Annotated in this window: 23 protein-coding genes; 13 read left to right on the forward strand and 10 right to left on the reverse strand. The window is 63.9% G+C overall.

The window, feature by feature from the left end:
- Positions 1–81 precede the first annotated feature (81 nt).
- The gene (locus GWP04_01920; protein ID NIA24306.1) at positions 82–720 is read left to right on the forward strand and encodes a hypothetical protein; all 639 of its coding nucleotides are present in this window, start codon (positions 82–84) and stop codon (positions 718–720) included.
- A 5-nt stretch (positions 721–725) separates the two neighbouring features.
- Here GWP04_01920 and GWP04_01925 read toward each other — a convergent pair whose 3' ends face one another.
- The 7 genes from GWP04_01925 to GWP04_01955 form a co-directional block, all read right to left on the reverse strand.
- Positions 726–1514 carry an enoyl-CoA hydratase gene (locus GWP04_01925; protein ID NIA24307.1) on the reverse strand — a complete coding sequence of 263 codons (789 nt, stop codon included), beginning with the start codon at positions 1512–1514 and terminating at the stop codon, positions 726–728.
- A complete protein-coding gene (locus GWP04_01930) occupies positions 1511–2290 on the reverse strand; it encodes a BtpA/SgcQ family protein (protein NIA24308.1) in 780 nt (259 codons plus the stop codon). Before GWP04_01930 ends, GWP04_01925 begins: the two co-directional genes overlap by 4 nt.
- On the reverse strand, positions 2290–3024 hold the full coding sequence (locus tag GWP04_01935; protein ID NIA24309.1) for a maleylpyruvate isomerase family mycothiol-dependent enzyme: 735 nt from the start codon (positions 3022–3024) through the stop codon (positions 2290–2292). Before GWP04_01935 ends, GWP04_01930 begins: the two co-directional genes overlap by 1 nt.
- A gap of 131 nt (positions 3025–3155) precedes the next feature.
- Positions 3156–4226, reverse strand: coding sequence for a TIGR00730 family Rossman fold protein (locus GWP04_01940; protein NIA24310.1), 1071 nt, complete (start codon positions 4224–4226; stop codon positions 3156–3158).
- Positions 4227–4262: 36 nt separating this feature from the next.
- Positions 4263–5261 carry an AAA domain-containing protein gene (locus tag GWP04_01945; protein ID NIA24311.1) on the reverse strand — a complete coding sequence of 333 codons (999 nt, stop codon included), beginning with the start codon at positions 5259–5261 and terminating at the stop codon, positions 4263–4265.
- Complete coding sequence (locus GWP04_01950) at positions 5254–7290, reverse strand: hypothetical protein (GenBank protein NIA24312.1); 2037 nt, start codon at positions 7288–7290, stop codon at positions 5254–5256. Before GWP04_01950 ends, GWP04_01945 begins: the two co-directional genes overlap by 8 nt.
- Complete coding sequence (locus GWP04_01955; protein ID NIA24313.1) at positions 7290–8105, reverse strand: rhomboid family intramembrane serine protease; 816 nt, start codon at positions 8103–8105, stop codon at positions 7290–7292. The genes GWP04_01950 and GWP04_01955 overlap by 1 nt, the downstream gene beginning before the upstream one ends.
- A 77-nt stretch (positions 8106–8182) precedes the next feature.
- Here GWP04_01955 and GWP04_01960 point away from each other — a divergent pair, with 77 nt between their 5' ends.
- On the forward strand, positions 8183–9430 hold the full coding sequence (locus GWP04_01960; GenBank protein NIA24314.1) for an insulinase family protein: 1248 nt from the start codon (positions 8183–8185) through the stop codon (positions 9428–9430).
- The gene (locus GWP04_01965; protein ID NIA24315.1) at positions 9430–10179 is read left to right on the forward strand and encodes a 4-hydroxy-tetrahydrodipicolinate reductase; all 750 of its coding nucleotides are present in this window, start codon (positions 9430–9432) and stop codon (positions 10177–10179) included. Before GWP04_01960 ends, GWP04_01965 begins: the two co-directional genes overlap by 1 nt.
- A gap of 36 nt (positions 10180–10215) precedes the next feature.
- On the opposite strand, the gene GWP04_01970 is transcribed toward GWP04_01965, so the two are convergent.
- Positions 10216–10692: a peptidylprolyl isomerase gene (locus tag GWP04_01970; protein NIA24316.1), complete on the reverse strand. Its 477-nt coding sequence runs from the start codon at positions 10690–10692 to the stop codon at positions 10216–10218.
- A gap of 361 nt (positions 10693–11053) precedes the next feature.
- Between GWP04_01970 and GWP04_01975 the strand changes: the two genes are divergently transcribed.
- Positions 11054–12160 carry a hypothetical protein gene (locus GWP04_01975; protein ID NIA24317.1) on the forward strand — a complete coding sequence of 369 codons (1107 nt, stop codon included), beginning with the start codon at positions 11054–11056 and terminating at the stop codon, positions 12158–12160.
- A 12-nt stretch (positions 12161–12172) separates the two neighbouring features.
- Here GWP04_01975 and trxA read toward each other — a convergent pair whose 3' ends face one another.
- Positions 12173–13012, reverse strand: coding sequence for a thioredoxin (gene trxA / locus GWP04_01980; GenBank protein NIA24318.1), 840 nt, complete (start codon positions 13010–13012; stop codon positions 12173–12175).
- 124 nt (positions 13013–13136) lie between these two features.
- Here trxA and dapA point away from each other — a divergent pair, with 124 nt between their 5' ends.
- From dapA to GWP04_02005, 5 genes are all read left to right on the forward strand, one after another.
- Positions 13137–14018 carry a 4-hydroxy-tetrahydrodipicolinate synthase gene (gene dapA, locus GWP04_01985; GenBank protein ID NIA24319.1) on the forward strand — a complete coding sequence of 294 codons (882 nt, stop codon included), beginning with the start codon at positions 13137–13139 and terminating at the stop codon, positions 14016–14018.
- Entirely contained in the window at positions 14015–15646 is a 1632-nt protein-coding gene (locus GWP04_01990; GenBank protein ID NIA24320.1) for an RNase J family beta-CASP ribonuclease, read from the forward strand. The genes dapA and GWP04_01990 overlap by 4 nt, the downstream gene beginning before the upstream one ends.
- Positions 15647–15940: 294 nt before the next feature.
- Positions 15941–18049, forward strand: a complete 2109-nt coding sequence (locus GWP04_01995; GenBank protein NIA24321.1) for a DNA translocase FtsK — start codon at positions 15941–15943, stop codon at positions 18047–18049.
- Between the two features lie 262 nt (positions 18050–18311).
- Positions 18312–20105, forward strand: coding sequence for an AMP-binding protein (locus GWP04_02000; protein ID NIA24322.1), 1794 nt, complete (start codon positions 18312–18314; stop codon positions 20103–20105).
- Positions 20106–20145: 40 nt separating this feature from the next.
- Positions 20146–21498 carry a hypothetical protein gene (locus GWP04_02005; protein NIA24323.1) on the forward strand — a complete coding sequence of 451 codons (1353 nt, stop codon included), beginning with the start codon at positions 20146–20148 and terminating at the stop codon, positions 21496–21498.
- A gap of 44 nt (positions 21499–21542) precedes the next feature.
- On the opposite strand, the gene GWP04_02010 is transcribed toward GWP04_02005, so the two are convergent.
- Entirely contained in the window at positions 21543–22319 is a 777-nt protein-coding gene (locus GWP04_02010) for an SDR family NAD(P)-dependent oxidoreductase (protein ID NIA24324.1), read from the reverse strand.
- Positions 22320–22384: 65 nt separating this feature from the next.
- Between GWP04_02010 and rimO the strand changes: the two genes are divergently transcribed.
- The 4 genes from rimO (at position 22385) to recA (ending at position 26634) form a co-directional block, all read left to right on the forward strand.
- Positions 22385–23692 (forward strand): 30S ribosomal protein S12 methylthiotransferase RimO, encoded by a 1308-nt coding sequence (gene rimO, locus GWP04_02015; protein ID NIA24325.1) that lies wholly within the window; start codon positions 22385–22387, stop codon positions 23690–23692.
- Positions 23689–24927 (forward strand): competence/damage-inducible protein A, encoded by a 1239-nt coding sequence (locus GWP04_02020; GenBank protein ID NIA24326.1) that lies wholly within the window; start codon positions 23689–23691, stop codon positions 24925–24927. Before rimO ends, GWP04_02020 begins: the two co-directional genes overlap by 4 nt.
- Positions 24921–25463 carry an RNA 2',3'-cyclic phosphodiesterase gene (gene thpR / locus GWP04_02025; protein NIA24327.1) on the forward strand — a complete coding sequence of 181 codons (543 nt, stop codon included), beginning with the start codon at positions 24921–24923 and terminating at the stop codon, positions 25461–25463. Before GWP04_02020 ends, thpR begins: the two co-directional genes overlap by 7 nt.
- A gap of 169 nt (positions 25464–25632) precedes the next feature.
- Positions 25633–26634: a recombinase RecA gene (recA, locus tag GWP04_02030; GenBank protein NIA24328.1), complete on the forward strand. Its 1002-nt coding sequence runs from the start codon at positions 25633–25635 to the stop codon at positions 26632–26634.
- Positions 26635–26966: the final 332 nt, after the last annotated feature.

Raw genomic sequence — 26966 nt, forward strand, 5'->3', positions numbered from 1 at the left:
ACGCGCTGCATGTGGTGTCACGCAAAATGGGCCGTACGGCCTACATCGCGTATTCCGTCCTACGGGTGCACAGAGCCCAGAGTGAGCAAGAATGCAGGTATGGAAATCGCGGTGAATCTCGTGCAGGCGTACCTTCGCATCAACGGCTATCTGACGATCACCGAGTTCGAGGTGCAGCGCAGGCGCAGCGATGGCACCTATGAGACCGCAACGGACGTCGACATCGTCGGGCTTCGCCTTCCGGGGGAGGTGTATCAGGGCGATCCCCACGATGAGCACGACTGCCAGATGCTGCTGATTCGTGACGAGGAGCTGCGCTTGGGACCGGAGGTGATCGACGTGATCCTCGGTGAGGTGAAGGAGGGGCAGGCCGAGTTCAACCCCGGACTGAAGCGACGCGAGGTGTTGCACTCTGTGCTCCGGCGCCTCGATTGGCTCTACGCCTCGTCTTTCGACGATGTCGTTGATGCCATGCACTGCCATGGCCTATCGGAGATCCCCGCCCGGGGCGGCGGTACCGTCCGGACACGGCTGGTCGCATTCGGACGCAGTCCGAAGACGGATCTGCACACCATCTCACTGACCCATGTCGTCGAGACGATGCTCGACTATCTGCATCGATTCGAAGACGTTCTGCGGCCGGCGAACTACAAGGATCCTGCGCCGGCGCTGCTCAACCTGCTCGTGAAGACGGGCTTTGTGATCGGCAAGAAGGACTGACAGGCTCAGGACTCTCGCCGATTGTCCATGATCGTTTCGACGGCTTCGCGATGTCCTTGTGTGTGGTGGGCGATCGCCTGGAAGGCGGCCGTCATGTCGAGGAAAGCATCGAAGTCGGTGTTCCTGGCGTGTCGCAAGAGACGTTTGGTGAGCCGAACGGCGTGGGGAGGCTTGGCTGCGATGGTGTGGGCGAGATCGTCGACGCGTTCCATGAGGCGATCGGCATCCGTCAGCTCCAGCACGAGACCAAGAGCGAGTGCCTCGTCGGCTTCGATCAGCCTGCCGGTGAAGATGAGCTCGGCGGCACGCTGCCATCCGACGATCCGGGGGAGGATCCAGGCGCCGCCGTCACCAGGTACGAGGCCGAGGCTGATGGCGGGCTGCCCCAAGCGTGCGGTATGGGAGGCGAATCTCAGGTCGCAGACGAGGGCGAGATCGCAACCTCCTCCGACGGCAGGGCCGTTGATTGCGGCGATCGTCACGAGGTCGAGTGATGCGACGGTGCGCATGAGTCGGAGCACGCTCGTCCTGTAGGACTCTGCGATACGTCGTGGGGATCCTTCGAAGATTCCCTCGCCGGCCTGCATGTCCTTGAGATTGCCGCCGGCGCTGAACGCGCTGCCCGCGCCGGTGAAGATGAGCACGGACAAAGCCGAATCGTCTTTGACCGTGTCGAGCGAGGCGAGGAGGCCCTCCAGGACACCCGTTCCGGTCAGAGCGTTGCGGATGGCAGGGCGGTTCATCGTGACCGTGGCGACGCGACCTTCGACGGAGAGGAGCGTTGCGTTGCTCATCTCGAAGCCCCTCTGGCAGCGGCAACGAATGCGGCTGCACGCTCAGGATCGATGGGATTCGTCGTGCGGCCGTCGACCTCGATTGCGGTCCCGACGATCACTCCATCCGCGTGCTGCAGGATCTGTTCGATCGTCTCGATGCTCGCCCCGGAGCCGACAAAGATGGGAAGTCGGCCACAGGCCGCTCTCACTTCGTCGATGGTGGCGATCTCCGTCGGTCTTCCCGTTCCGGTGCCGGAGACGACGATCGCGTCGGCGCCACCGCGCTCACAGAGGTCCTCCACCGCCTGCGTGAGCGTGAGGCCCGGGGGTGGAACGGCATGTTTGACGAACACGTCGGCGAGGATCTCGATATCCGGGCCAAGCGATGATCGCAGGCGCGAAAGCTCTGCTGCCCGACCCTCGATCACACCTTGATCGGTGAACATGGTGCCGCTCAGGACGTTGACGCGGATGAAGGATGCGTCGCACGCAGCGGCAATGGAGAGTGCGCTCACGGCATCGTTTCGGAGCACGTTGACGCCGACGGCGATCGATGTCGCTTCGATGACGGCACTCAGCGCCCGTGCCATGGCTGCGACGGTGACCGGGGGGACGGCATCGGCAAAGAAGGGAGCATCACCGAAGTTCTCGACGAGGAGAGCGTCGAATCCGGCTCGTTCGAGCGTGACGGCATCGTCGATGGCGCGCTGGACGACCGAGTGCATGTCGTTGGCGAAGTGGGGGGCTCCCACGAGGGCGCCGAGGTGCACCATGCCGATGAGCGGGCCCGGCATCAAATGGCGGTGCTGGCGATCAGGAGGGCAAGCTCGGCGACTTCGCCCTCTACGGTGAGGGACGTCTCCGACGCCGGGATGCGCTGCACCGCGACGCGGCACCATTCGCCGGCGGAGCCCTTGATGCGCTGGCTGGAGTTCTCGGGGCCGTACACCCACTTCGCGTATCCGGGGCCGATGACCTCGACGCGAATCGGTGTGTAGGCATGGCCGGCTTTCTCGAATGCGTACGGAAGGGTTCGCCAGGCGAGCCATGCGATGTGGCGGAGCCTCGGAGTGTCCTCCATCTGGGTCTCGGCGACGGATTGAACGTCGAGCCCGTATGCCCATGCTTCGGCGAGACGCGCCGTGGCGAACGTCTGAGCGGAGATGTCGCCGACGAACCAGGGGACCCGTTGGGATCGGGTCATTCGCGAGAGAGCATCGACGACGCCGGCGCGCGCTCCGCGCCACCATTCGATGACATCTTGAGCGCGCATCGACCGCCCGCGATCGATTCCGGAAGTGGCGATATTCTCGAGCAGATCGTAGGTCTCGGACTGGACGAAGGGCGCTCGACCCTTCTGGAGCACTTGAAGTGCGAACTCTTCCGAGGAGGCGAGAAACGCGACGATGTCCTGGATGGACCAGTTGTTTGCCGGAGTCTTCCGCTTCCAGTCGCGGATCGCGATCTTCTGCAACAACTGATCGAGTGCCTGTTCTTCGGCTACCAAGTCTGAAAGGATCTCACGCACAATGTCACAGGATAGTGCAACGAAAGAGTGCCAAGACGGAGCCGACTCGTGTCAGGCCTTCATCATCCGTCTCCGGAACCCGGCGCAAAGGTGCGGGAAAGACTCCGGCCGAGGGGCGATCGGTCCGGCGATCAGATGTTGAAGGTCGGCGGCGGATGCACGACCGGTCTCGGTTCGACGAGTTCGTTCAATGCATCGACGAGCTGACGGAGGCGCCCGAAGGAGCGCCGGTTGAAATACAGGGCCACCCGGCTCGCATCGAGGGAATCCCCGTCCTTGATCTCCGCCGGGGTGGCTTCGATGACTTGGATGGCGCCTTTGGCGACGATGTCGGAGAATTCGTCGTTGAGCCGCTCGAGATGATCGGCGCTCGGCGCCTGATGGAGGCGGATGATGAGCCGGCCGTCGACATAGCGTTGCGACTGATAGTTGGCGTAGAAATGGCAGATCTCGTCAACGGCGGCTTCCACACTGCTGAACGTCTTGTAGATGCTGAGGTCGTCGGGCGAGATCAGGCCCTTGCCCAGAAGATCCTCCTTGACGAACTGGTTGAATGTCTCCCAGTAGCCGGTTCCCTCGGATTCGAGGAGGACGATCGGATGCAGGTCGCTCTTGCCGGTCTGAATCAGCGTCAGCAGCTCGAACGTCTCGTCCATGGTCCCGAATCCTCCAGGAAACAGGGCGAAGGCGTGGGATTCCTTGATGAAGCCGACCTTGCGGGTGAAGAAGTACTTGAAGTTGATGATGCGGTCCGAGTCCAGGTATGGATTCGCGGAGTCCTCGAACGGGAGCCGGATGTTGACACCGAACGAGTGATCTGCCCCGGCACCCTCGTTGCCGGCCTGCATGATCCCCGGTCCGGCGCCGGTCACAACCATCCAGCCACGTTCATGCACCATCGTACGGGCGAAGTCGTAGGCGAGTTGGTAGTTCGGTTCGCCCTTGGCGGTCCTTGCCGATCCGAAGACGGTCACCTTCGGGATGTCGCGATATCGGGAGAACACGAGCGTCGAGTACCGCATCTCTTTGACGGCTGCGCTGATGAGTTTGACGTCGCCCCGGTCGGCGCGGTCGTGATACAGCTTGATCGCCGAAACGATCAGCTCTCTCACCAGATCCTCGTGTGCACCGTCGCCGGCGGCTTCGAGAAGCTCATCGATCATTCTGGCAAGGTGGTCCTGTCCTGTGGAGTAGGGGCGCATCGGCAGAGGGTACCGCAGGAACTCGGCTTCGTCTGATCAGACGTCCTCGAACGGTGGCTCGGACGGCCCCTTGCGCACCACGGCGCTCCAGACGGTCTCATAGTGATCCCGGTCGTACGGATCAACGTGGGGAAGTACGAAGTCCTGCCACGCCCGGCGCAGCGGATCGTCGGCTTTCGCGAAGACGGCCAGTCCGGTCGGCACTCGGTCGAGGACGGTCCGCAGACTCATCGGCGTCTCGACCCTCGTACCGGCGTCCCTCGCCTGGAAGGACTCGTTGACCTCCACGGCCAGTCGAGCGATCGCGTCGACGAACACGGCTTTCAGGGCCGGATATCGCCTCCGAAGCATCTCTTCGAGCTGTTCTCCGCTGGGGAAGTCCTTCTCCCAGATGACCCATCGGTCGGCAAAGGCCTTGTTGAGGGTCTGGGTCCCCGCATAGTCCCTCAGATCGGTGGGGTTCATCGTTCCGAACAGGCGGACGTCGTCGCGAAGACGGACCGTGTCTCCGTTCGGCAGGTCGAGACTCTGGTAGCGGTCGAGCAGACCATGCAGGGCGAAGAGCGTCTCGGCACCGGCTGCGTTGAGTTCCGACAGGTTCACGAGTGCGGGTCCCCGCAGTGCTCTGGTGATGTCCCCATCCTCCCAGCGACTCTCTGTGCCACCCTTGCCGTCACCGTGCAACTGTGTCGACCCGATCAGCGTCACGTCCCGCACTTCGCCGGTGAGCGGAATCCGGTAGTAGGGGAGCCGGAGCAATGCTGCGAACTGCTCGATGTCGTGATCCTTACCGGTGCCCATGTGCCCACGGACGGCGACGTGAAGGGGGACGAATGCAGGTCCCGTGGTGCGGCGTACCTGCTCGATCGCCGCAAACCGATACAACATGCCCAGATCCACGTAGTAGGGGTCGGGGTCCGGGATCTTTCCTACGCGTTGGGCATGGTCGGGGATTCCCCGTGCAACCTCGAAGACCTCGAGGGGAATCGGTTCGCCCTCTCCTGTCGGGTCGGTGAACGTAACGGTGTCAGCCACGGGTCGGCTCCTTGGGTTGGGTTCTTGCTGCTCGGCCCCACCATGTATCGACACCCCAGAGGGCGAGGCTGCGGCGCAGTGCGCCGCGTACACCGTCGACCATGGCGCGAGTCAGTTCTTCGGGTTGCCCTGCTATCTCAAAACGACCGTAGGTGTCTTGCACCGTAGCGTCTCCGATTCCGATGCCGAGAACGGTCGTGCCGGTCCGCTCGATGTCCCGAGCAGTCGCGGCCAGGGCGGAGGCGGAGCCCCGCGTCATCCCGTCGGACAGCACGACGAGCACTCGGACGTTGCTGCGTCGACGAGCCATCCGCTCGGCGGCGTGCACCAGGTTGTACTCGTCGACGTTCGCCGCCTTGTCGAACAGGGAGACGGGCGGCGCTCCGGCCTCGTCACGTCGGGCGGACGCCGCCGCTTTCGCCGGTTCCATGGCCGTCCAGAACAATCCTGCCAGGAGATCCTCGGTCGCCCGCCACGAGTCATCGAAGGTCTTGATCAGATAGTGGTTGATCGTATTGGTGAGTCGCTGCGCGTCAGTGCCCCTGGACTGCCGCAAGCCCCCCATTGTTCGGCGGCGGCGCCGTGTGAACGATCGCTCCGTGTCGTCGGCCCTGGCCGCAAACGAACGGTTGAAGAGCGCGACCTCGAATTCAACCTGGAGCTCGTCGGCAAGGTGTGCGAGGGTCCATGCACCGAGGGTGGCTGCGGCCATCGGCCAATGTCCGGACCGCTGCAACATCGATGCCGACCCGTCGATGAGCAGACTCACCGAATACGCCCTGCGGGTCGGCAGGTCCCGCCGCTCGTACATGCGCCGATACAACCCGGCACCGAGGAACAGGGCGGCGTATGGCGAAAGGTCGCCGGCGTCGTACCCGGCTCTGAGTCCACGCCGTTGATTGGCGATGAACAGGGGATGCAACTCTCCTGAGACACGATGCTGTGCTACCGACCAACGGCGGGCGGCGTGCGCCATCGCGGCACGTCCTTCCGTTGCGAACGAGCGAAAGCGAACGGGGAATGGGGAAACGAGCAGCTTGCCCTTCTGACCGGTGGGCAGGTAGATCGTCGGGGCCTGGCTGACTCGCAACAACTGATCGGTCGAAGCCTCGCCTGCCAACTGGGACGGAGCCTTGCGTCCGGAGGCTCCCGACCGGGCCTCGGCGGCATCCCTGGTGCTTTCGTAGCCTGCTGCGTCCTGGACGACGGGGGAGTGGAGCCGGACTTCATCGACTCCGTCGCGAATGGCATCCGCTTCCGACTTGGCATGGTTCGCTTCGGTCGGTGAGAGCAGCCTGTGTCGCCGGGCAATCTGCACGAGCTTGGTGGTGAGATCGGCGACTTCCCACGGGTCTCGAGCATCACCGACCTGACCGAGGATGAGGTCCGCCTCGGCGAGGGCTGCTGTCGCTCTCGGGTGGAGGCGCTGCACATCCACCGCGTATCCACCGGTTTTGAGGAAGCACATGAGGGAGAACTGAGCGAGTGGCCCAGATGTTTCAAGTGCCGGTCGGTACGCGGCGTCATACAGGTCCGCCAGAACCGAAAGGGCCCCCGGATAGTGGCCGAGACTGGTCTTTTCCTGCCGAGCATCTTCGAGAGCGAAGAACAGTGCCTCGGTCTCGGGATGCCCGGCGAATGCGGTGAGGAGGTCGACCGGTTCGTCTCCACAGTCGAAACCCCATGACTCGGGGACCTGTCGCCGTTCGGTCAGGTCCGTCGCGATGAGGTGAACGACCTCATGAAGCGCCGAGGCGAGTGCCACCTCCCGAGGGGTCACCGGGGCATTGCGTGCGTACGCAGCCTGGAAGGTGGCCGGGTTGAGCACGATCTCGTCGGCGCTCACGGATGGACTGGGACCGAGCAGCACGTGCAACTCGTCGTTTCCCGTCAGCGACCGGGCGAGTCGGGTGACGGCGGGCGCGACCGACTGATAGCGTGCCACGACGGACTCGATGGCGTGCTCGTCGGCTGGAAGGATGTTGCTGAGAGTGGTTCGGCTCTGTGCCACAGCCGCCCATTGTCCCATCAGCCGAGCAGAACCGCCACTACGGAGAGCAGGACGGCGGCTGCTGCGGCCGCGATCGCCACCGCAGACCGGGCACGGGCCGTGTCGCGCCGCATCCCTACCTTCTGCCAGCCCCACACGATCGCCAGACCGGCGATGAGACCTCCGACGTGCGCCTGCCAGGCCACACCGGAGATGATGAATGGGAGTAACAGGTTGATGCCGAGCAGCACGGCGAGCTGCCGGAAGAGGCGCCTGCCCGCGGGCGTGTGTCGTATGCGGTATGAGGCGCCGATCCATGCGCCGAACAGTCCGAAGATCGCTCCCGATGCACCGATCGCGGTTCCTGAGGGGACCATGATCAGGAACAGTGCGGATCCCCAGAGAAGGGAGGCACCGTACAGGGCGGCGAACGAAGCCGAACCGGCCTGTCGCTCGATCTGCGGACCGAAGAGCCAGAGCGCGTACATGTTGAAGAAGATGTGCATGATCCCACCGTGCAGGAACGCGCCGGTGACGAGTCGCCACCATTCACCGGCATGGATCAGCCAATTGGCCTGTGCCAGCCATGTGTACACCGACGGCATGATCGAACTCAGGATGAACAGGCCGATATTGATGGCGAGGAGCGCTGCGGTGACCGGCGGCAGCGTCGTCACCGCTGCGCGACCGTGAATCACTTTCGTGGTGGACCGGGCGCAATCGGGGCACTTCTGTCCCCCCGGCGTGTCCACGGAGCACTCGGGACAGATGGGTTTGTTGCAGGATGCGCAGCGAAGGCGTGTGTGCCGGTGCGGATGCCGATAGCAAACGGGGATGGTGGTTTCTTCTGTCACAAGGGGCCACTGTAGAGGCTTCCAGGGTTTTCTCCGCCAGGAGCACCGGTGACCCTGGAGTCTCCTATCATCACGCCATGCCCTTCGATCGCACGGTGCTGCCCAACGGACTGACGGTCATCACGGAGGCGATGACGGAGATTCGCTCTGTCGCTGTGGGAATCTGGGTGGACACGGGGACCAGGGATGAGCTTGCGGGGGAGCGGGGAGCCTCGCATTTTCTCGAGCACCTGCTCTTCAAGGGAACCGATGAACTCGACTCGCTGGAGATCTCCCGGCGGTTCGACGCGATCGGAGCCGAGGCGAACGCGTTTACGTCCAAGGACTCGACCTGCTTCTGGGTGCGGCTCCTCGACGAGGACCTCGCCGAGGGACTCGGACTTCTGGCGCAGATGCTGCAACGGCCCGCGTTCCGCTCCGGCGACGTGGACTCGGAACGCGACGTCGTGATCGAAGAGATCAACATGAACGACGACGATCCCGGAGATCTCGCCCATGAGCAGTTCTTCCGCGCCGTGTTCTCCGGGCATCCCCTGGAGCATCCTGTGCTTGGGTCGAGAGGTTCCGTCAAAGCCCTCACGCCCGAAGTGCTGGAGGGATACTGGCGTCGGCGATACCGGGCGGGATCCACCGTGCTGGCGGTCGTCGGGAATGTCGATCACCGGCACGTCGTCGATCTCGCAGGGAGTCTCTTCGGAGTGTGGGACGGCGGTTCGGTCACGCGCTCGTTGGAAGAAGCCCCGGCCGGCCCGGGGGTTCGGACGGTGCGACGCGAGACCGAGCAGGTACACCTCGTACTGGGAGGCCGGGGGCTGGTCAGAGGCGACGAGCGCAGGTACGCATTTGGAGTGCTGGACTCGGTGCTGGGGGGTACGGCGTCGTCGCGGCTGTTCCACACCATTCGTGAGGATCGCGGACTGGCCTACTCCGTGTATAGCTTCCGGGCGGCGTACGCAGACGCCGGGGCCTACGGCGTGTACGCGGGCACCACGGCGCATAATGTGGGCACGGTCCTCGATCTGCTGAACCGGGAGCTCGCGAGTGTCACGCGCGACGGTGTCACCGAGGAGGAGCTGGCTCGAACGAAGGGCGGGATGCGCGGCTCCATGGCGCTGGCCCTCGAAGACCCGAACAGCCGCATGGTGCGTCTCGGCATGGAGGAGATCGCCGGGATCGAGCATCTCTCGGTGGATCAGCGGATCGCCAGGTTGAACGCGGTCACGGCCGACGATGTGCACAACGTGGCCGAAATGGTGTTGACTGGACCGCGAACCTTGGGAGTTGTCGGACCGTTGGATGCGGCAGATGTGGAGAGGTTTCTGTGATGCTGAGGGTTGGTGTTTCTGGTGCGGCAGGTCGCATGGGTCGCGCGGTCGCTGCTGCAATCGGCGGGGATCCGGAGTTGGCCGTCGGCAGTCTGTTCGATCCGGCGGGCGGGGAGGTCGGATCCATGCCGATCTCTACCGATCCGGGCACGATCGAGGGGTGCGACGTCGTTGTCGAGTTCACGAATCCCTCCGTGGTGATGGACAACTTGGCGACCTGGCGGCGGATGGGCGTCCACGCGGTCGTCGGTACGTCCGGTTTCACCGAGGACCGGATCGAAGCGGTGAGAACGTTCTGGGGCAGCGGCCCTCCCAACTGCCTGATCGTTCCCAACTTCTCGGTCGGGGCGGTGCTGATGATGCGGTTCGCGGAGATGGCGGCCCCGCACTTCGATGCTGCCGAGATCGTCGAACTGCACCATGATCGCAAGGCAGATGCCCCGTCGGGGACTGCTGCCGCCACGGCGTCACGGATCGCCGAAGCGAACCCCGAACAGCGACGTGCCGTGGAGTCGAGCGAACTCGTGCCCGGTGCAAGGGGCGCCTCGATCGCGGGCATCCCCGTGCATGCGGTCCGGCTCCCCGGGCTGCTCGCCCATCAAGAGGTGCTGTTTGGCGCCGCGGGCGAGGTGCTGCGAATTCGCCACGATACGACCGACCGATCCTCGTTTCTGCCGGGCGTCTTGCTCGCGGTCCGCAGGATCGGAGAGTTGCCAGGCGTCACGGTTGGCCTCGACGCCCTCCTCTGAACCGCTCTCAACCGTTCTGGTGACGCTTGACGGCAATTATCCCGTCGAGACGTCACAAGAACGGATGATGGCGTCCTCGATGGGTCGTTCGCCGCGCAGGGGTGTCGAGGCGATGGCGTCGACGGCATCCATGCCTTCGGTCACCTTGCCGAAGACCGTGTAGGCGTGGGGGAGTCCCACATCTTTGAGGCAGATGAAGAACTGTGATCCGTTCGTGTTGGGGCCGGCATTCGCCATCGCCACGGTGCCTCGCGTGTAGGTCCTCGGGTGATCGAGTTCGTCCCGGAAGCGATAGCCGGGACCTCCGCGGCCGGTGCCCGTCGGGTCGCCTCCCTGGATGACGAAACCGGGCACGACACGGTGAAAGATCACACCGTCGAAGAAACCTTCTCCTGCGAGGAACACGAAGTTGTTGACGGCCTGCGGGGCTTCCCCGGCGAAGAACTCGATCTCGATATCGCCGTGGTTCGTGTGCAGTGTCGCCGTGTAGGTCTTCGACAGGTCGATCGTGATCTCGGGGGGGTTGGAATACTGCTTGGACATGGGTACCTCGTTGGGAAGGCGCCAGGTTACCGTGCAGCCGACACAATCGACGTTCCCCGGAGTAGTCTCATGTGAACCGGAGGTGGCGGTGTCTCGAAGACTGTTGGTGGCCCTCTTGTTGATGTTGGCCGGCTGCGCCGGGACGCCGGAAGCACCTACGGCATCGACGACCGTCACGACCGGTATCGCGTCGACGACCGTCACGACGACGATGAGTGCCACGACGAACGCGACCGTCACGACTTCGACAGAGGCTTCGACCACCACGACGGCCACTTCTACGACGACAACCGCTGCCACGACCACCTCAACCATCGCAACGACGCCGGTCGTGGCAGGCCCCAACGTCCCTCAGGCCCGTGCCGGCTCCGAGATCCCTTGGAGTGAGGTCGGAGACGGCTGGCACGTGGTTCTCTACGACGCATCGCGGGCGAACCCGATCGGCCCAGGGGATATCGCGGAACGCCCCGTCCTCGCGTACTTGGTGTCCCCCGATGCGACGTTGTACCAGGCTGTCGCGTGGCCGGCAGGGGAAGGTCCCGACATGATCGCGGACCTGGCGGGAACGCATCTGCTGGTGGTTGGAAGCACAGGCGACGGCCGCTTCTACCAGGTCGCCGACCTTCGTGACGGATCCAAGACGACCGTCCAGGTCCCCGAGACCGGGCTTCTGGACGGGCCGTGGCCTCCGGTCGGGCTCACGAGACCGACCGGCAAGAACTTGATCGTGTGGGGGAGTGACGGAACGACCGAGTGGCTCGAACGGTGGGCTCTTGGCGGCACCGTGCTCGCTCGTGTCTCCGAACGGCCATACGCGGGCTGGTCCGACACGTTCAGTTGGCTGTACGGATACGACGGATTGAAGGTCGTTGTCGGCCATGGGAGCGACCTTGCGTACGTGAAGATCAGTGGGGAGCCGCTCCGAGACTTGATGGTGCCGGCCGATCGGATATGTGAGCCGGCACGGTGGTGGGATGCCGACACCGTGCTCGCACGATGCCGCAACGCCGACAGCACGTACGGGTACTACTTCCAGCTTTGGCTGATTCCGACCGACGGCACTCCCGGGGTGCCGCTGACGTCACTGCCGCCGAGCCCCGAGGTCGTGGACTTCGGCTATGTGGACGCATGGCCGACAGAAGGGCAGGTCCTGCTCCAATGGTCCGGCGACTGCGGAGCCTCCAACGTTCAGGCCCTGCAGCCCGACGGAACGGGAGTGTCGCTGGAGACCCCCTGGATGGAAGGTATCGACGGTTATCGGTTGCTGGATGTGGTCGACGGCATCGCGACCATCCACACGTGGCGGGGATGTGACGCGTCGGAGGGATCACTCGACGCGATGGGGCTCGACGGTGCGCTCGTGCGTCATCTCGTACCGATCATCGGTGACGCCCGCGGTGTCATCGGTTCCGCGGGACTGGCGACGGTATATCCCTGAGTCGGTGCGGCCTCAGAACAGCGCGCTGGCCAACTTGCGGCGGTACTGGCCGGCCAGCGGATGATCCGGTCCGAGGACCTCGAAGATGTCCAGCATGGCCTTGCGTCCCTCCTCGCGAGACTCTCCTCCGAGAGCGACGGCGCTCAGGAGAGCGTCCAACGCCTCTTGCGTGCGCCCTGCTGCGCTCAGTGCGCGGCCAAGATGCACGAGGAGTACGCCATTGTCCGGGTCGGCTGCGAGTTTCGCCTCGAGATCGTCGATCGAGGACGTGTCGACGCTGCCGATCCGAGCAATGGCTCGCAGCCGTTCGATCTTCGAGCTTGGAGGGAAGGGGTCCAGGAGTGTGAGCGCTTCCTGGGCACGGCCCTGGGCGACCAGCAGGTCGGCCAGTCCGACCGCTGCCTCCTCATGGAGCGGTTCGGCGACCAGGACTTCGCGGAAGAGACGTTCGGCCGTGGTGACATCACCGGACTCGGCGGCCGACAGCGCGGCCGCAGCCGTTTGGTCGGACGCGGAAGGGATGATCTCGCGAAGCCAGGCGCGAATCTGTGGCTCGGGGATCGCACCCGTGAAGCGGTTGACCTCCTCGCCGTTTCGGAAAGCGATGACCGTCGGTATTCCTTGAACCTGGAACCGGCCGGCCAGGCTCTGGTTGGCGTCCACGTCCAGTTTCGCCAGCTCGAACCTTCCTTGGTACTCGTCCGCGAGTCGCTCGAGCATGGGTCCGAGTGCCCGGCATGGGCCGCACCATGCAGCCCAGAAGTCCACGACGACGGGAACCTCTCGGCTTCGTTCGAGGACTTCGCTCGGAAAACTTGCAGTGTCGATGTTCTTGACAAATGTGGGTTCCATGACTCACGAAGAGTAGCGGCAAGCCGCACGAACCAACACGGTGTCGGACCCTGTGGGCAGGCAAGGCTCAGGTGATGGCCGTTCCTGGCCTAGTCTGCTGGTAGTGACCAGAGGAGGCACACTGATGGCGCCATTTGGTGATGTACTCACCGCCATGATCACTCCATTCGACGTCGAAGGAAACGTGGATTACCAGCAGGCATGGAACCTGGCCAGGCACCTGGTCGAGAACGGTTCCGAAGGGATCCTTGTCACAGGGACGACCGGCGAATCGCCGACCTTGACGACCGACGAGAAGGTCGCGTTGTACCGCACTGTCGTCGAGGCCGTCGGCGAGAAGGCGACCGTTCTGGCGGGAACCGGCACGAACAACACCGCTGCATCGGCTGAGCTCACCAAGCGTGCCGCCGATGTCGGCTGCGACGGCGTGATGGCGGTGACACCGTATTACTCGAAACCTTCCCAGGCGGGGATCGTCGCCCACTTCACGGCGATCGCCGACGCATCGGAACTCCCGGTGCTGCTGTACAACATTCCAGGGAGGACGGGTCGGCTGATCGAGGTCCCAACCCTGGTGGAAGTCGCGGCGCACCCTCGGATCGTCGCGGTGAAGGACGCCGTCATGGATATCGATCATACGGCACAGGCCAGGGCCGCGCTGCCCGAGGACTTTGCCATCTACTCGGGCCAGGACAGCTACACGCTGGCGATGATGACGGTCGGGGCGATCGGAGTGGTCTCCGTCGCTTCTCATCTTGCCGGCAAGCAGATCAGGCGGATGGTGTCCGCGTTCGCCGATGGGGATATCGACGAGGCGATGCGACTGAACTACGGCCTGCTTCCGCTGTTCTATGCGTGCTTCCTCGAACCGAATCCCGCACCGGTGAAGGCGGCCGTGGACAAACTGTGGGGATCGGTGGGAGCACCAAGACTGCCGCTCCAAGCGGCCTCCGCAGGGACGGTCGCCGCCATTGAGCGCGCACTCGGGGTGGTGCAACAGCTATGAGCGTACGGGTCACGTTCCTCGGCGGCCTGGGCGAGATCGGTCGCAACTGTGCGGCGATCGAGCACGACGGCAAGATCGCCCTCATCGATTGTGGGCTCATGTTCCCCGAAGAGCACATGCTCGGTGTCGATCTCGTCTTCCCCGATTGGGGATGGCTCGTCGAGCGGAAGAAAGACGTCGCTTGTGTCGTGGTCACGCACGGTCACGAAGACCACATCGGGGCGCTTGGACAGTTTCTCGGTGAGATCAACGTGCCGGTGTATGGGACCGAGTTTTCGGTGGCGCTCGCAGCCAAGCGGGTCGAAGAGGCCGCCGTCGATGCCGATCTGCGTCCGGTCGCCGACGGTGAATGGGTCGAAGAGGGTCCGTTCCGATTCATGCTCATTCCGGTTTCGCACAGCGTGCCGCAGGGCGCAGGGATCGCCTTCGATACTCCGGAGGGTCTCATCGTGCACTCGGGGGACTTCAAGCTCGATCCGACGCCGATCGACGGGCGGCCGACCGACCTGCCGGGTTTCGCAGCGCTGGGGCGTGAGGGAGTCAGACTGTTGCTGGCCGACAGCACCAACGCGGAGGAGCCGGGATTCGTTCCCTCGGAGACGTCACTGGCGACACCGATTCGCGAGATCGTCGAGCATGCTCCTGGACGGGTGATCTCCGCCTGCTTTGCCTCCCATGTCCATCGAGTTCAACAGATCGCGGACGCCGCACTGGCGAGTGGGCGCACCATCGCATTCCTCGGACGGTCGATGCATCGAGTGAGCGGCGTGGCGAGAGATCTCGGGGTCCTGGAGATTCCCGAGGATCGGATCGTGGACATCGTCGATCTGGTCGACCTGCCCCCGCACAAGCAGATGGTGATCTCGACCGGCAGCCAGGGTGAACCGTTTGCGGCCCTCTCGCTCATTGCGTCGGGCCGCCACAAGTTCGTCGAACTGGACCCGACCGATACGGTGCTGGTGAGCGCAACGCCGATCCCTGGCAACGAGGCGGCGGTGTCGCGAGTCATCAGCAGGCTCTGGCGCTCCGGCGCAACCGTGTATCACGGTCGCAACTCGCATGTCCACGTCTCGGGACACGGTGCGCAAGATGAGCTGAAGACCTTCCTCAACGTCGTTCGACCAAGGTCGTTCGTCCCCGTCCATGGCGAATACCGGCATCTTCGTGCCCACTCGGATCTCGCGAGACAGATGCGCGTGCCGGAGGTGTTCACCCTCGAAGACGGAGACGCGATCGTGCTCGACGGTGATGAGACGCGAGTCGAGTGGGCGGCAGTCTCCGGGGACTTCGTCTACTTCGACGGGTCGGAGTTGGGCGATGTAGGCGCGTCTGTCATCCGGGATCGTCGACACCTCGGCGATGACGGGGTCGTGATCGCAACCGTAGGAGTGCGTCACGGAACCGCTGAAGTGACCTACGGACCCGAGCTTCACAGCCACGGTCTGATGGATGCTCCCGCAGCGTTGCTCACAGAAGTCCGTAAGGCCATCCTCGCCGAGCTCGCCTCCCGTGAGGGCCCCTGTGAGGCGGCGGTCGTCAAGAAGGCCATACGGAGCACCGTCCGTCGGATCATCCGTGAGCAGACCTCCCGCAAGCCCGTGGTGATCTCGGTCGTTCTCGAACTCTGATTCGGCGGTCGGATCCCGACGTGCCGGTTCGCGCGGAACGCGCGAAGTTGCTCGCTCAAATGATTGGCCCGGCCGCGTGCCCGGTGTAGAGTCTGCAACAACATGGCAACCCGGACACCCACCCGCCGGGGAACAAGCGGGCGGAAGCGGGTGTCTCGGAAGAAGAAGCAGGCACCTCGCGCGACGCGCGGCCGCTCGAAGGCGCCAAGGAAAACGTCGGTTGCGAAGCGGTTCGCAGTCCTTCGTGATCGTGTACGTCACCACCTCGGACGCCAGACGGACGATGTCTGGGGAATGATGCTGATCGTGCTGGCCGTCCTGCTCACACTCGCGTTCTTCGGACAGGCCGGCCCTGCGGGGAGATGGACGATCGCCGTGCTCGAGCTTCTGTTCGGTCTCTGGTCTTACGCCGTGCCGGTTGCACTCGCCGGCCTCGGATTCCTCTTGATCACGGATGGGCGCAGGTCGCCCTCGGGGCGCATCGCGACCGGGGTCACCCTCGTTTTCATCGGGACGCTCGCTCTGTTCCATCTCATGACGGGGACGGTCTCGCTCTCCGCATCGATCGACCTCGTGAAGGAACGCGGCGGTGCGGTAGGGTCGCTCGTCGCCTTCCCCCTGCGCAGGGTGATCGGTTTCTGGGGTGCGTTCGTCGTACTGGTCGCCGTCACGGGAGCGGGCCTGCTGATCCTCACCCGGAGCACCGTTCGTCAGATGTGGCTCGCCATCGTGGAGATCATCGGGGCGCTGCGTGCCTGGTCCCGGCAGGTCGGCGTCAAACCGAAACGCGTCCAGGTCATCCGGCAGGTGAAGGCGCAGCCAAAGCATCGGGCGGTTACACAGCAACCACCCAAGAAACCGTCTCGTCCCCCGAAAGCATCGCGGGTGAAACCCAAACCGGGCCCGGGCCAGACCTCCATCCCCATGCCTCAACCCGCTCCCGGCGAGGGCTATCGCAGGCCCCCGATGGAGCTGCTCAAGGTCGGTGCCGGAGAAGCCCACAGCCGGCGAGCGCTGGAGGAGACGGCCCGAGAACTCGAAGACGCTCTCATTCAACATGGGGTTGATGCTCGTCTGACGAAGATCGTTCCCGGGCCGACGGTGACCCGCTATGAGATCGAGCTGGCTCCTGGCGTGAAAGTGGCCAAGGTGACGAGCCTGGCACACGATATCGCGTACGCGCTGGCAACACCGGACGTGCGGCTCCTCGCTCCGATCCCCGGCAAGAGCGCGATCGGAGTCGAAGTCCCGAACCGCAGACGCCGCCTCATCACCCTCGGTGACGTCCTGCGAAGCAGAGAAGCCCAAGAGGATGATGATCCACTCACCGTCGGATTGGGACTCGACATCTCCGGTAATCCCACACTGCTCCATCTCGAGGAGTTGCCGCACATCCTGATCGCCGGAGCGACCGGAGCGGGCAAGTCGTCGTGCATCAATTCGATGGTGACATCGCTGCTGATGCGTACCAACCCGAAAGACGTCCGGCTCATCATGGTCGACCCGAAGCGGGTCGAGTTGGGCCAGTACAACGGCGTACCGCATCTGCTGACCAAAGTGATCACGAATCCGAAGAAGGCTGCGGATGCGCTCCAGTGGGTCGTCGCCGAGATGGACCGGCGGTACGACCTCGTCGCGGACGCGCAGGTGCGCGACATCGTCGGCTACCGGGAGAAGTGGGATGCCGATGCCCTGGACAGGGATGCATTCGACCGGTTCCCCTACATTGTCGTGATCGTCGACGAGTTGAACGATCTGATGATGGTTGCCGGCCGTCAGGTGGAAGCGGCGATCGTGCGGATCGCGCAGATGGCGCGGGCCGTCGGCATCCACCTGGTGATTGCGACACAGCGTCCATCCGTCGACGTGATCACCGGCGTGATCAAGGCGAACATCCCGAGCCGCCTGGCGTTTTCTGTCGCATCGATGGCCGACAGCAGAGTGATTCTCGACACGGGTGGCGCCGAGAAACTGGTTGGCATGGGCGACATGCTGGTTGCGACGGCGACCCATCCCCGGCCCGAGCGAATTCAAGGCGCCTGGGTGAGCGAGGATGAGATCCACGCAGTGGTCAGTTGGGTCAAGAAGCAGCAGAAGGCGCGTTACCAGGATCAAGTGATAGAAGCGGTCGCGAGGCAACAGCAGGAGGCTGCCGAGGCGGACGAAGGGGAGGACGCGGCGTTGCTCCGCCAGGCGATGGATCTGGTCGTACGGTCCCAACTGGGGTCCACTTCGATGCTGCAACGCAAACTGCGCGTCGGATTTGCGAGGGCGGGCAGACTCATGGACATTCTCGAACGCAAGGGTGTCGTTGGTCCTTCCGAGGGCTCGAAGGCCAGAGCGGTCCTGATGACGGTTGAAGAGCTCGAGGAGCTCCTGGCCGGCGCCGGGACGCAAGGCTGACACCACCTTCCCCGGGCAATGCCCGATCTACCGTCTCGGCTGTCTCGACGCCGCTGATTCGTCGGGTGGGACACAACATTGCCGATCACGGCGGGGAAGACGAGGGCGAGCGCAAGCTCCCTGCCGATCTCTCCTCTCGTGGGTTTCCATGCCGCCGGCACGACTGTCCGAAACCTTGAGGTCCGGGTTCGGCTGCCACGTCGGCACAGTCGGTTCCATCCCCGTAAGCTGTGGGGGTGTGGGAGCTGATTCAGGAGGAGCCATGGCCGAGCTAACACAGCGATTCGGGACGCTGGTCGACATCTATACGCAAGCCTTTCGGAACTTCGGCGATCGTCCGGTGTTCGGGACCAAGACCGGCGACGAGTGGCACTGGATCACCTACCGGGAATTCGGTGAGCTGGTTGATCAGATGCGAGGCGGGTTGGCGAGCCTCGGTGTCGGACGTGGCGATCGGGTCGCCATCATCAGCAACAACCGCGTCGAATGGGCGGTGATCGCCGGGGCGACGTACACGCTCGGTGGCACCATCGTGCCCATGTACGAAACCCAACTCGACAAGGACTGGAAATACATCATCAAGGACTGCGAAGCGAAGGTGCTTTTCGTTCCAAACGAGGAGATCGCCGGCCGGATCAAGGCGTTTGGCAACGTGTTTCCGACATTGGAGCACATCGTCGTCATCGATGCGGGCCCGGATTATGAAGGTCTCACCTACAAAGAACTCCTGGAACGTGGATCCGCCCAGCCTGCACCTGTCGCGGAAGTCGACAGAGACGATCTCGCGGACATCATCTACACGTCCGGTACCACGGGGAACCCAAAGGGGGTGCTGCTCACTCACGCCAATCTGGCGGACAACGTGAGCGCCGAACTCTCCGTTGTGCCTGTGACCGGAGATGATCGAACCCTCTCGTTCCTCCCTTGGGCGCACAGCTTTGGGCAGACCCTCGAACTGCACGGAATCTTGGCTACCGGAGGATCGATGGGGATTGCCGAGTCGGCGGCAAAGATCGCCGAGAACTTGATGGAAGTGAAACCCACGCTGTTGATCGCCGTTCCGCGCATCTTCAACCGTGTGTACGACGGTGTGAAAGCCCTCATGGCAGAAGAAGGAGGGCTCAAGAAGAAACTGTTCGACGCTGCTCTGGACAACGAGTATCGGAGAATGGACATGGCCGAGGCTGGACGGACCAGCCCTTGGGTCGAGGTGAAGCATGCGCTCTTCGACCGGCTCGTCTTCTCGAAGATCCGTGAGCGGTTTGGAGGCAGGCTCAAGTATGCGGCGAGCGGATCTGCGGCACTGTCCCCAGAGGTGAACAAGTTCGTCGATGCCCTCGGCATCGTGGTGCTGCAGGGCTACGGCCTGAGCGAAACCTCGCCGCTGGCGACGGTGAATCCACCCGAGAAGCGTAAGTTCGGATCGGTGGGTCCGGCAGTGCCTGGGATCAGAATCGCGCTCGATCACGTAGCAACGGCCGATCCGAACGACGGAGAGATCATCATCTACGGGCACTGTGTCATGCGGGGATATCACAATCTGCCGGAGGAGAACGCAGCCGTGTTCACCGAAGATGGCGGTTTGCGTACCGGGGACATCGGCCATCTCGACGAGGACGGCTATCTGTTCATCACCGGCAGGGTGAAAGAGCAGTACAAGCTCGAGAACGGCAAGTACGTCGTGCCGGCACCCATTGAAGAGCAGGTACGCCTCTCACCGTTCATCGCAAACATCATGATCTACGGGATGAACCATCCGCACAATGTCGCGTTGATCGTTCCCGACTTCGACGCGTTGGCGAGATGGGCCGAGGAACAAGGCATCGACGCTTCCGACCGGAGGCGACTGATCACCGACGAGCGGGTGCGGGACCTCTTCGCACTGGAGATCGAAGCGCACTCCGAGGGCATCAAGTCCTACGAGCGAGTGCGGGGCTTCTTCCTCGTCGAGGAGGATTTCACTCAGGAAAACGGCATTCTCTCTCAGACGCTGAAGGTGAAGCGCCGCGAGGTCATGAGGCGGTACGGGGGAGATCTGGAGTCGCTCTACAAGTAGGCGTGTGGGCGCAGGTCGCCCACTCCGATGCTTCGTTGCGATGGAGGCCTCGTCTACGAGGCCTCCATCGGTTCGCGCGAAGGGCCTCTTTCTCGAAACGATCGACCATCCCGGTCCCGGCAGACTTCTGGCAGGCCGGCGGATCGGATATCGTCGTACCCTTACGGCGCACCAAGAACCACCATCTGCTCGACGCGAGCCGTATCGTGCGGGCTGCGATCAGAACAATGGAGGCGTGAACGTGGCCCACGAGTTTCGTTTGCCGGACATCGGAGAAGGCCTGACCGAAGGGGAGATCGTCCGCTGGCTCGTTCCCGTCGGCGGCTCGGTCGAGACGGACGGCGCGCTCGTCGAGGTCGAAACGGACAAGGCCGTTGTCGAGATCCCGTCTCCCTTCGCCGGCGTCGTGTTGCATCACGGCGCGTCCGAGGGCGAGACCGTGCAGGTCGGTTCGATTCTGGCGGTGATCGGCGAACCCGGGGAGACCTGGAGCGCGGATGAACGGGCCGAGGCCCCGTCGAGCGTCGGGACGGTCGAAGCCGGCTCCGAGGTTGTGGCGTCTCGTGGCACCGTGCAGGCTTTGCCTGTCGTTCGCAGGCTTGCCAGGGAGCTCGGCGTCGACCTGACTTCGGTCGTCGGTACGGGTCCGGGCGGAAAGATCACGCGTGAAGATGTCCTGCGCTCGACCGAAACGCAGCCGTCTCCGGCGGTCACAGGCCCGACAGAGAGGGTCCCGATGACTCGCCTGCGGCGAACGATCGCTGAACACATGAAGCGTTCGTGGAGAGAGATCCCGCACGTGACCACGTTCGACGAGGTGGACGCGTCGCGGATGCTTGCCGCGCGCAGCGCCCTCGCAAGGCGTCATGAGAGACAGATCCCGCTGGAAGCACTGGTCGTGCTGGCGGTGATCCCCGTGTTGCGGCGCTTTGGCGAATTCAACGCCACACTCGACGGTGACGACCTCGTACTCCATCGCCGATACGACATCGGCATCGCCGTCGACACTCCCGACGGTCTCATCGTTCCTGTCGTCAAGAGCGCCGATCAGATGAGCCTGGTCGAACTGTCCACGGAGGTGCTGCGCCTCTCGAACTCGGCGAAGGAACGCTCTCTCGTACCCGACGAAGTGGCGGGGGCGACATTCACGATCTCGAACATCGGCGCCGTGGGGGGAGGATTCGGAACTCCCATCATCCCGTACGGTACGACCGCGGTCCTCTCGGTCGGCAGAGCGGTCGACAGGCCGGTCGTTCGAGGTGGGAAGGTGACGGTGGCACCGATGGCGCCGCTCTCGTTCTCGTATGACCATCGTGTGATCGACGGCGGCCTCGGCCGGCGTTTCATGGCCGTGCTGATAGAGAACTTCGAGGAGCCGGCTCTGTTTCTCTAGGAGTGGCTCGCTGCGCACCCGGTACCGGGTGCGGCGAAGTCGCCTCAGCGGTTTCTGAGCACTCTGCCGACCATGCGGGTCATCAGCCGCCTCGGGAAGATACGATTCGCCTGGACGGTCGCCTTGTTCAACGCTCCCGGGATGACGATCCTCTTGCCGGCCAGCATTCCTTCGTACCCGGCTGTGGCGACGTCGTGGGCGCTCATCATCCCGATCTGGATGAGACGGGATGCCTCGATCCCGGCGCGTCTCTGAAAGCCGGTCTCCGTCGGGCCCGGGCAGAGGGTCGTGACGGTCACACCGGAATCATGGAGTTCCTCTGCGATCGCTTCTGAGAAAGACAGCACGTAGGCCTTCGTCGCGTAGTAGATCGCCATTCCCGGTCCCGGCTCGAACGCCGCCGTGGACGCAACGTTGAGGATCTTGCCGTGGCCGCGTTGCAGCATCGGGCCGGCGAGCCGGTAGGTCAGCTCCGTCAGGGACGCGATGTTGAGCCGGATCATCCCCAACTGGGTGTCTAGATCGAGCTCCGTGAAGGGACCGCTCGCGCCGTAGGCGGCGTTGTTGACGAGCACCTCGATGTCGAGACCCCGCTCGCCGAGTTGATCGACGAGCCGTTCGGTCGCCCCCGGCTGTGACAGATCTGTCGAGAAGATGATGGCGCGACTCGGCTGATCCAGCTCGAGCTGAGCAGCGGCCAGTTCGAGGGTGTGTGGATCGCGCCCGACGAGTACGAGGCTGTACCCGTCGGCCGACAGACGCTCCGCAAGCTCGAGTCCGATCCCTTGTGATGCTCCGGTGACGAGCGCGATCTTGGGCATGGCAAGCTCCTTCGTAACCGAGTCTAGGGATCCGGTCTGATCCCGTGCCGGGGTACCCTGTGGCCATGTCCTCTCCCTCGGTTTGGCTGACGACGCTCGGATGCGCCAAGAACCAGGTCGATTCCGACAAGGTCTCCGGTCTGCTCGAGGCCGCCGGTTTCCGGGCATCGTCCTTACCGGAAGATGCCGATATCGTCATGGTCAACACCTGCGCGTTCATCGATGAGGCCCGTCGGGAATCCATCGATGCGATCCTCGATGTAGAACGGTTCATGCGGCCGGACGCGAGCCTGGTGGTGTTGGGGTGCATGGCCCAGCGCTATGGGAGTGAGATCAGCGATGCCATTCCCGAGGTCGACGCCGTCGTCGGGATCGATCGATATCCCGAACTCGTGGAGACGCTGGCCAAGATGACGAACTGGCAGCCGGTCGCGCTCCAGAGGTCGCCGATGGCGATTCTGCACGAAGTTCGAAGGACATCACCGGCGATGCCGTATGCCTACCTCAAGGTCGCCGAGGGATGCGACAAGGTCTGCACGTTCTGTGCGATTCCGTCGTTCCGGGGAAGGCAACGCTCCCGGCCGGCGGCCGAGATCGCCGCCGAGGCGGCCCGGTTGGTGGAGGAGGGAGTGTCCGAACTCGTGCTGGTCGCCCAGGACCTCGCCGCCTACGGGCGAGATACGCGCGATCCGGATGGAATCGTCGGCCTGGTCCATCGCGTCGCAGAAACTGCGGACCTGTACCGGCTCCGGCTTCTCTACCTGTATCCGTCCGAGATACGGGCGTCGCTCATCGAGGAGATCGCGTCCAATCCGGTGGTGGCCACCTACTTCGATCTGAGTTTGCAGCACGCGGAGCCGAGACTCCTGCGTGCCATGGCTCGGCCCGGGGGAGGAGAGCGGCATCTCTCGCTGATCGAGCGCATCCGGGCCGCTGCCCCGCAGGCGGCGCTGCGCTCGAGCTTCATCGTGGGCTTTCCCGGCGAAACGGAGACCGACGTGCAGACGATGACCGACTTCCTGGAGGCGGCGGGTCTCGACTGGGCCGGCTTCTTCCCCTACTCGGCGGAAGATGGCACACCGGCGGCGCTACTGCCCGACCAGGTCGATCCGATCGAAGTCACGGAGCGGACTCGGCATCTGCAACAGGTCCAGGAACGGATCACGGCACAGCGCCAGGGTGGCCGGGTCGGCGAGGTGGTCGACGTGCTCATCGACCAGGTGGAGGAAGGCGTTCCGGTCGGGCGGTCCTTCAGAGAGGCTCCCGAGATCGACGGGATGATCACCCTCGATCGTGGGGTGCAGGGAGCACGGGTGCGCGCCAAGATCATCGGCGCATACGGACCAGACCTGGAAGGGGAGGTGCAGGAGTGATCGTTGAAATCGTCGCCGTGGGCACGGAACTGCTTCTCGGTCAGATCGTCAACGGGAATGCGGCGTCGATTGGTCGACGCATCGCCGAGGAGGGACACGACGCCCACTACCAGGTGGTCGTGGGTGACAACACGACGCGGATCGCGTCGGCGATCAGGGAAGCGATGTCGCGTGCGGACGCGGTGATCCTCACCGGTGGTCTCGGGCCGACCCAGGATGACCTGACGAGGGAATCGATCTGCGAGGCGACCGACAGACCGATGGTGTTCGAGCACGAGGTCGCCGATCGTCTCCGTGAGCGGTTCGCGGCGCTGGGACGGACAATGCCGGTGGCCAACCTTCGCCAGGCGGAACGGCCCGAGGGGTCCGTGCAACTCGAGAACACCAAAGGCACCGCCCCGGGTATCGCGCTCGAGCACGAAGGCACATGGATCTTCGCGCTTCCCGGAGTGCCGGAGGAGATGGAGACCCTGCTGGAGGACGAGGTCCTGCCCCGCTTGCGGCGTGATAGGGAAGGGACGTCGATGTTGAAGAGTCGGCTTCTTCGTACCTGGGGATCGAGTGAGTCGACGGTGGCAGAGATCCTCGACGACCTCTACGGACCGGCCAACCCGTCGCTGGCGTTCCTGGCGTCCGGCGGCGAGATCAAGATCCGTGTCACTGCGAAGGCAGATACGGAGGCCGAGGCCGAAGCGATGATCGCCCCGCTCGAGGCGGAGGTCCGCTCGAGGCTCGGGACACGAGTCTTCGCTACCGACCAGGACACCATCGAAACCGTTCTGCTGCGTCTCCTGGGGGAGCGGCGATGGCATCTCGCAGTGGCCGAGTCGGCGACGGGAGGGATGATTGCCGCGCGGCTGACCTCGGTGCCGGGAGCATCGAGTGTGTTTCGCGGCGCGGTCGTCGCCTATGCCACGGACCTCAAGACGGCGCTGCTCGGCGTGCCGGAGCAGGTGATCGAGCGCAGCGGTGTCGTGAGCGGGAGCACGGCGCTGGCCATGGCCGAGGGTGCGGCGCTGCGTCTGGACGCCGATGTGGTGATCTCGGTCACGGGTTCCGCAGGACCGGAACCGCAAGAGAAGCCGGTGGGAACCATGGTCGTGGGGATCAGGACTCCGGAGGGGTCGAGGGCCCGGACCCTGCACCTTCCCGGAGATCGAGAACGCATTCGCACGTACACGACGACGGCGGCGCTGCACTTGGCGCGTCTCGGGGTCACGGGATCGTGGTGGTAGGGAGACTTTTCGTTGCCGTCGCACTCACCGACGATGCTCGGCAGGCCCTCGCCGCCCGCCTTCGCGATGCTGCGCATCCCCTGCCCGGAAGACCGGTCCACCCCCGCAATTGGCATCTGACGCTGCGGTTTCTCGGAGATGTCGACGACCCGAGCTGTGACCGGTTGATGGCTGCGCTCGACGAAGTGGACCTGGGCGAGGGCTTTCGCGTCCGTCTCGGCGGCCTCGGAGCGTTCCCGAAGCCTTCGCGAGCAACCGTCCTGTGGGTCGACTTTGCGCAAGGAGAGGATCGGTTGGAGGGTCTGGCCGCACGGGTGGAGCAGGCCGTGGAGATCGCCGGGCTGCCAGCGGAGGATCGGCCGTTCCGGGCGCATCTGACCCTGTCACGGATCCGTCCGCACCAGGATGTGCGCCGGCTCCTGGAGGAAGTCGCTCCTCTCGGGATCGGGTGGATCGTCGATCGTGTCGTCCTGTATCGAAGCCATCTCGGCCCGGGCGGACCCCGGTACGAGGAAATGGCGGTGTTTCCTTTCTAGTGCCCTTCTAGCGCCTTGGCCGGCATGCTTGGAAGCGAACACATGTTCGACTAGTCTCTGCGCCGCATCTGCAATAAGATGACATGTATGTGATTTGTCACACCGACCCCGTACGGTGACATCACACCCAGAAGGGAGCAGGCAAGTGGAACGTGACAAGGCCCTCGAGATGGCGATGTCGCAGATCGAGCGGCAGTTCGGCAAAGGCGCCATCATGAAAATGAGTGACGGTGCTCACGAGAAGATGGCCTCGATCTCGACCGGTGCCCTCTCCCTCGACTTGGCGTTGGGTATCGGAGGCGTCCCCAGAGGGCGGGTCGTTGAGATCTTCGGACCCGAGAGCAGTGGGAAGACGACCCTGGCGCTGCACATCATCGCCGAGGCGCAACGCAACGGGGGGATCGCGGCGTTCGTCGACGCGGAGCATGCCCTGGATGCGTTCTACGCGAAGGCCCTCGGTGTGGACATCGACGAGTTGCTGATCTCGCAGCCCGACACCGGTGAGCAGGCCCTGGAGATCATGGACATGCTGATCAGATCCGGTGCCCTGGACGTCGTCGTGATCGACTCCGTGGCAGCTCTCGTTCCCAGAGCCGAGATCGAAGGCGAGATGGGCGATTCCCATGTCGGCCTCCAGGCTCGCCTCATGTCGCAGGCACTGCGCAAGCTCACCGGCAACATTCACCGATCCCAGACGACCGCCATCTTCATCAACCAGCTTCGCGAGAAGATCGGAGTGATGTACGGCTCGCCGGAGACCACCCCCGGGGGGAGGGCGTTGAAATTCTATTCGTCGGTTCGTATCGATATTCGCAGGATCGAAACGATCAAGGACGGTCAGACATCGATCGGAAACCGGGTGCGGGTCAAGATCGTCAAGAACAAGGTTGCCCCGCCGTTCCGCCTTGCCGAGTTCGACATCATGTTCGGAGAGGGCATCTCTCGTGTCGGGAGCCTCCTGGACGTAGCGGTGGCCGAAGGCATCGTTCGCAAGAGTGGCGCCTGGTATAGCTATGACAACGATCAGCTCGGGCAGGGACGTGAGAATTCGAAGCGATTCCTCCAGGACAACCCGGAGGTCGCCGTCCAATTGCAGGCGAAGGTGCTCGAAGCGGTCGGGCTCCTCGAATCCGAGGAATCCGAGGAAGCAGAAGAAGCTCGGGAGCAGTGAACGCTCGGCCGTCTCCATGTGGGCACAATCTCTCCCTGTGCGCAGCGAGTTTGATGCGGTACGATGCAGACGACACACACACATGAAGAACACAAATTGAAACTGAGAAAAAACACCAGAGAACCTGCAACGAAGGGGGATGGCCGGACGAGACGACGGTAGGACGCCGACGTATCGAAGTACCGGATGTGTGTGTGCCGGGCCCGTGCGGGCTCGGCATCTGCGTTGTGAAGGTTCTGAGAAAGCGTATAAACAATGGATATCATCGTTGGGGCCGCCGGCGTAGCGTTCGGCGGGATCCTCGGTTTTCTCTGGGCGAAGTACCGAGTGCG

Source organism: Gammaproteobacteria bacterium, assembly GCA_011682695.1.
Lineage (GTDB): Bacteria > Actinomycetota > Acidimicrobiia > Spongiisociales > UBA4744 > BMS3Bbin01.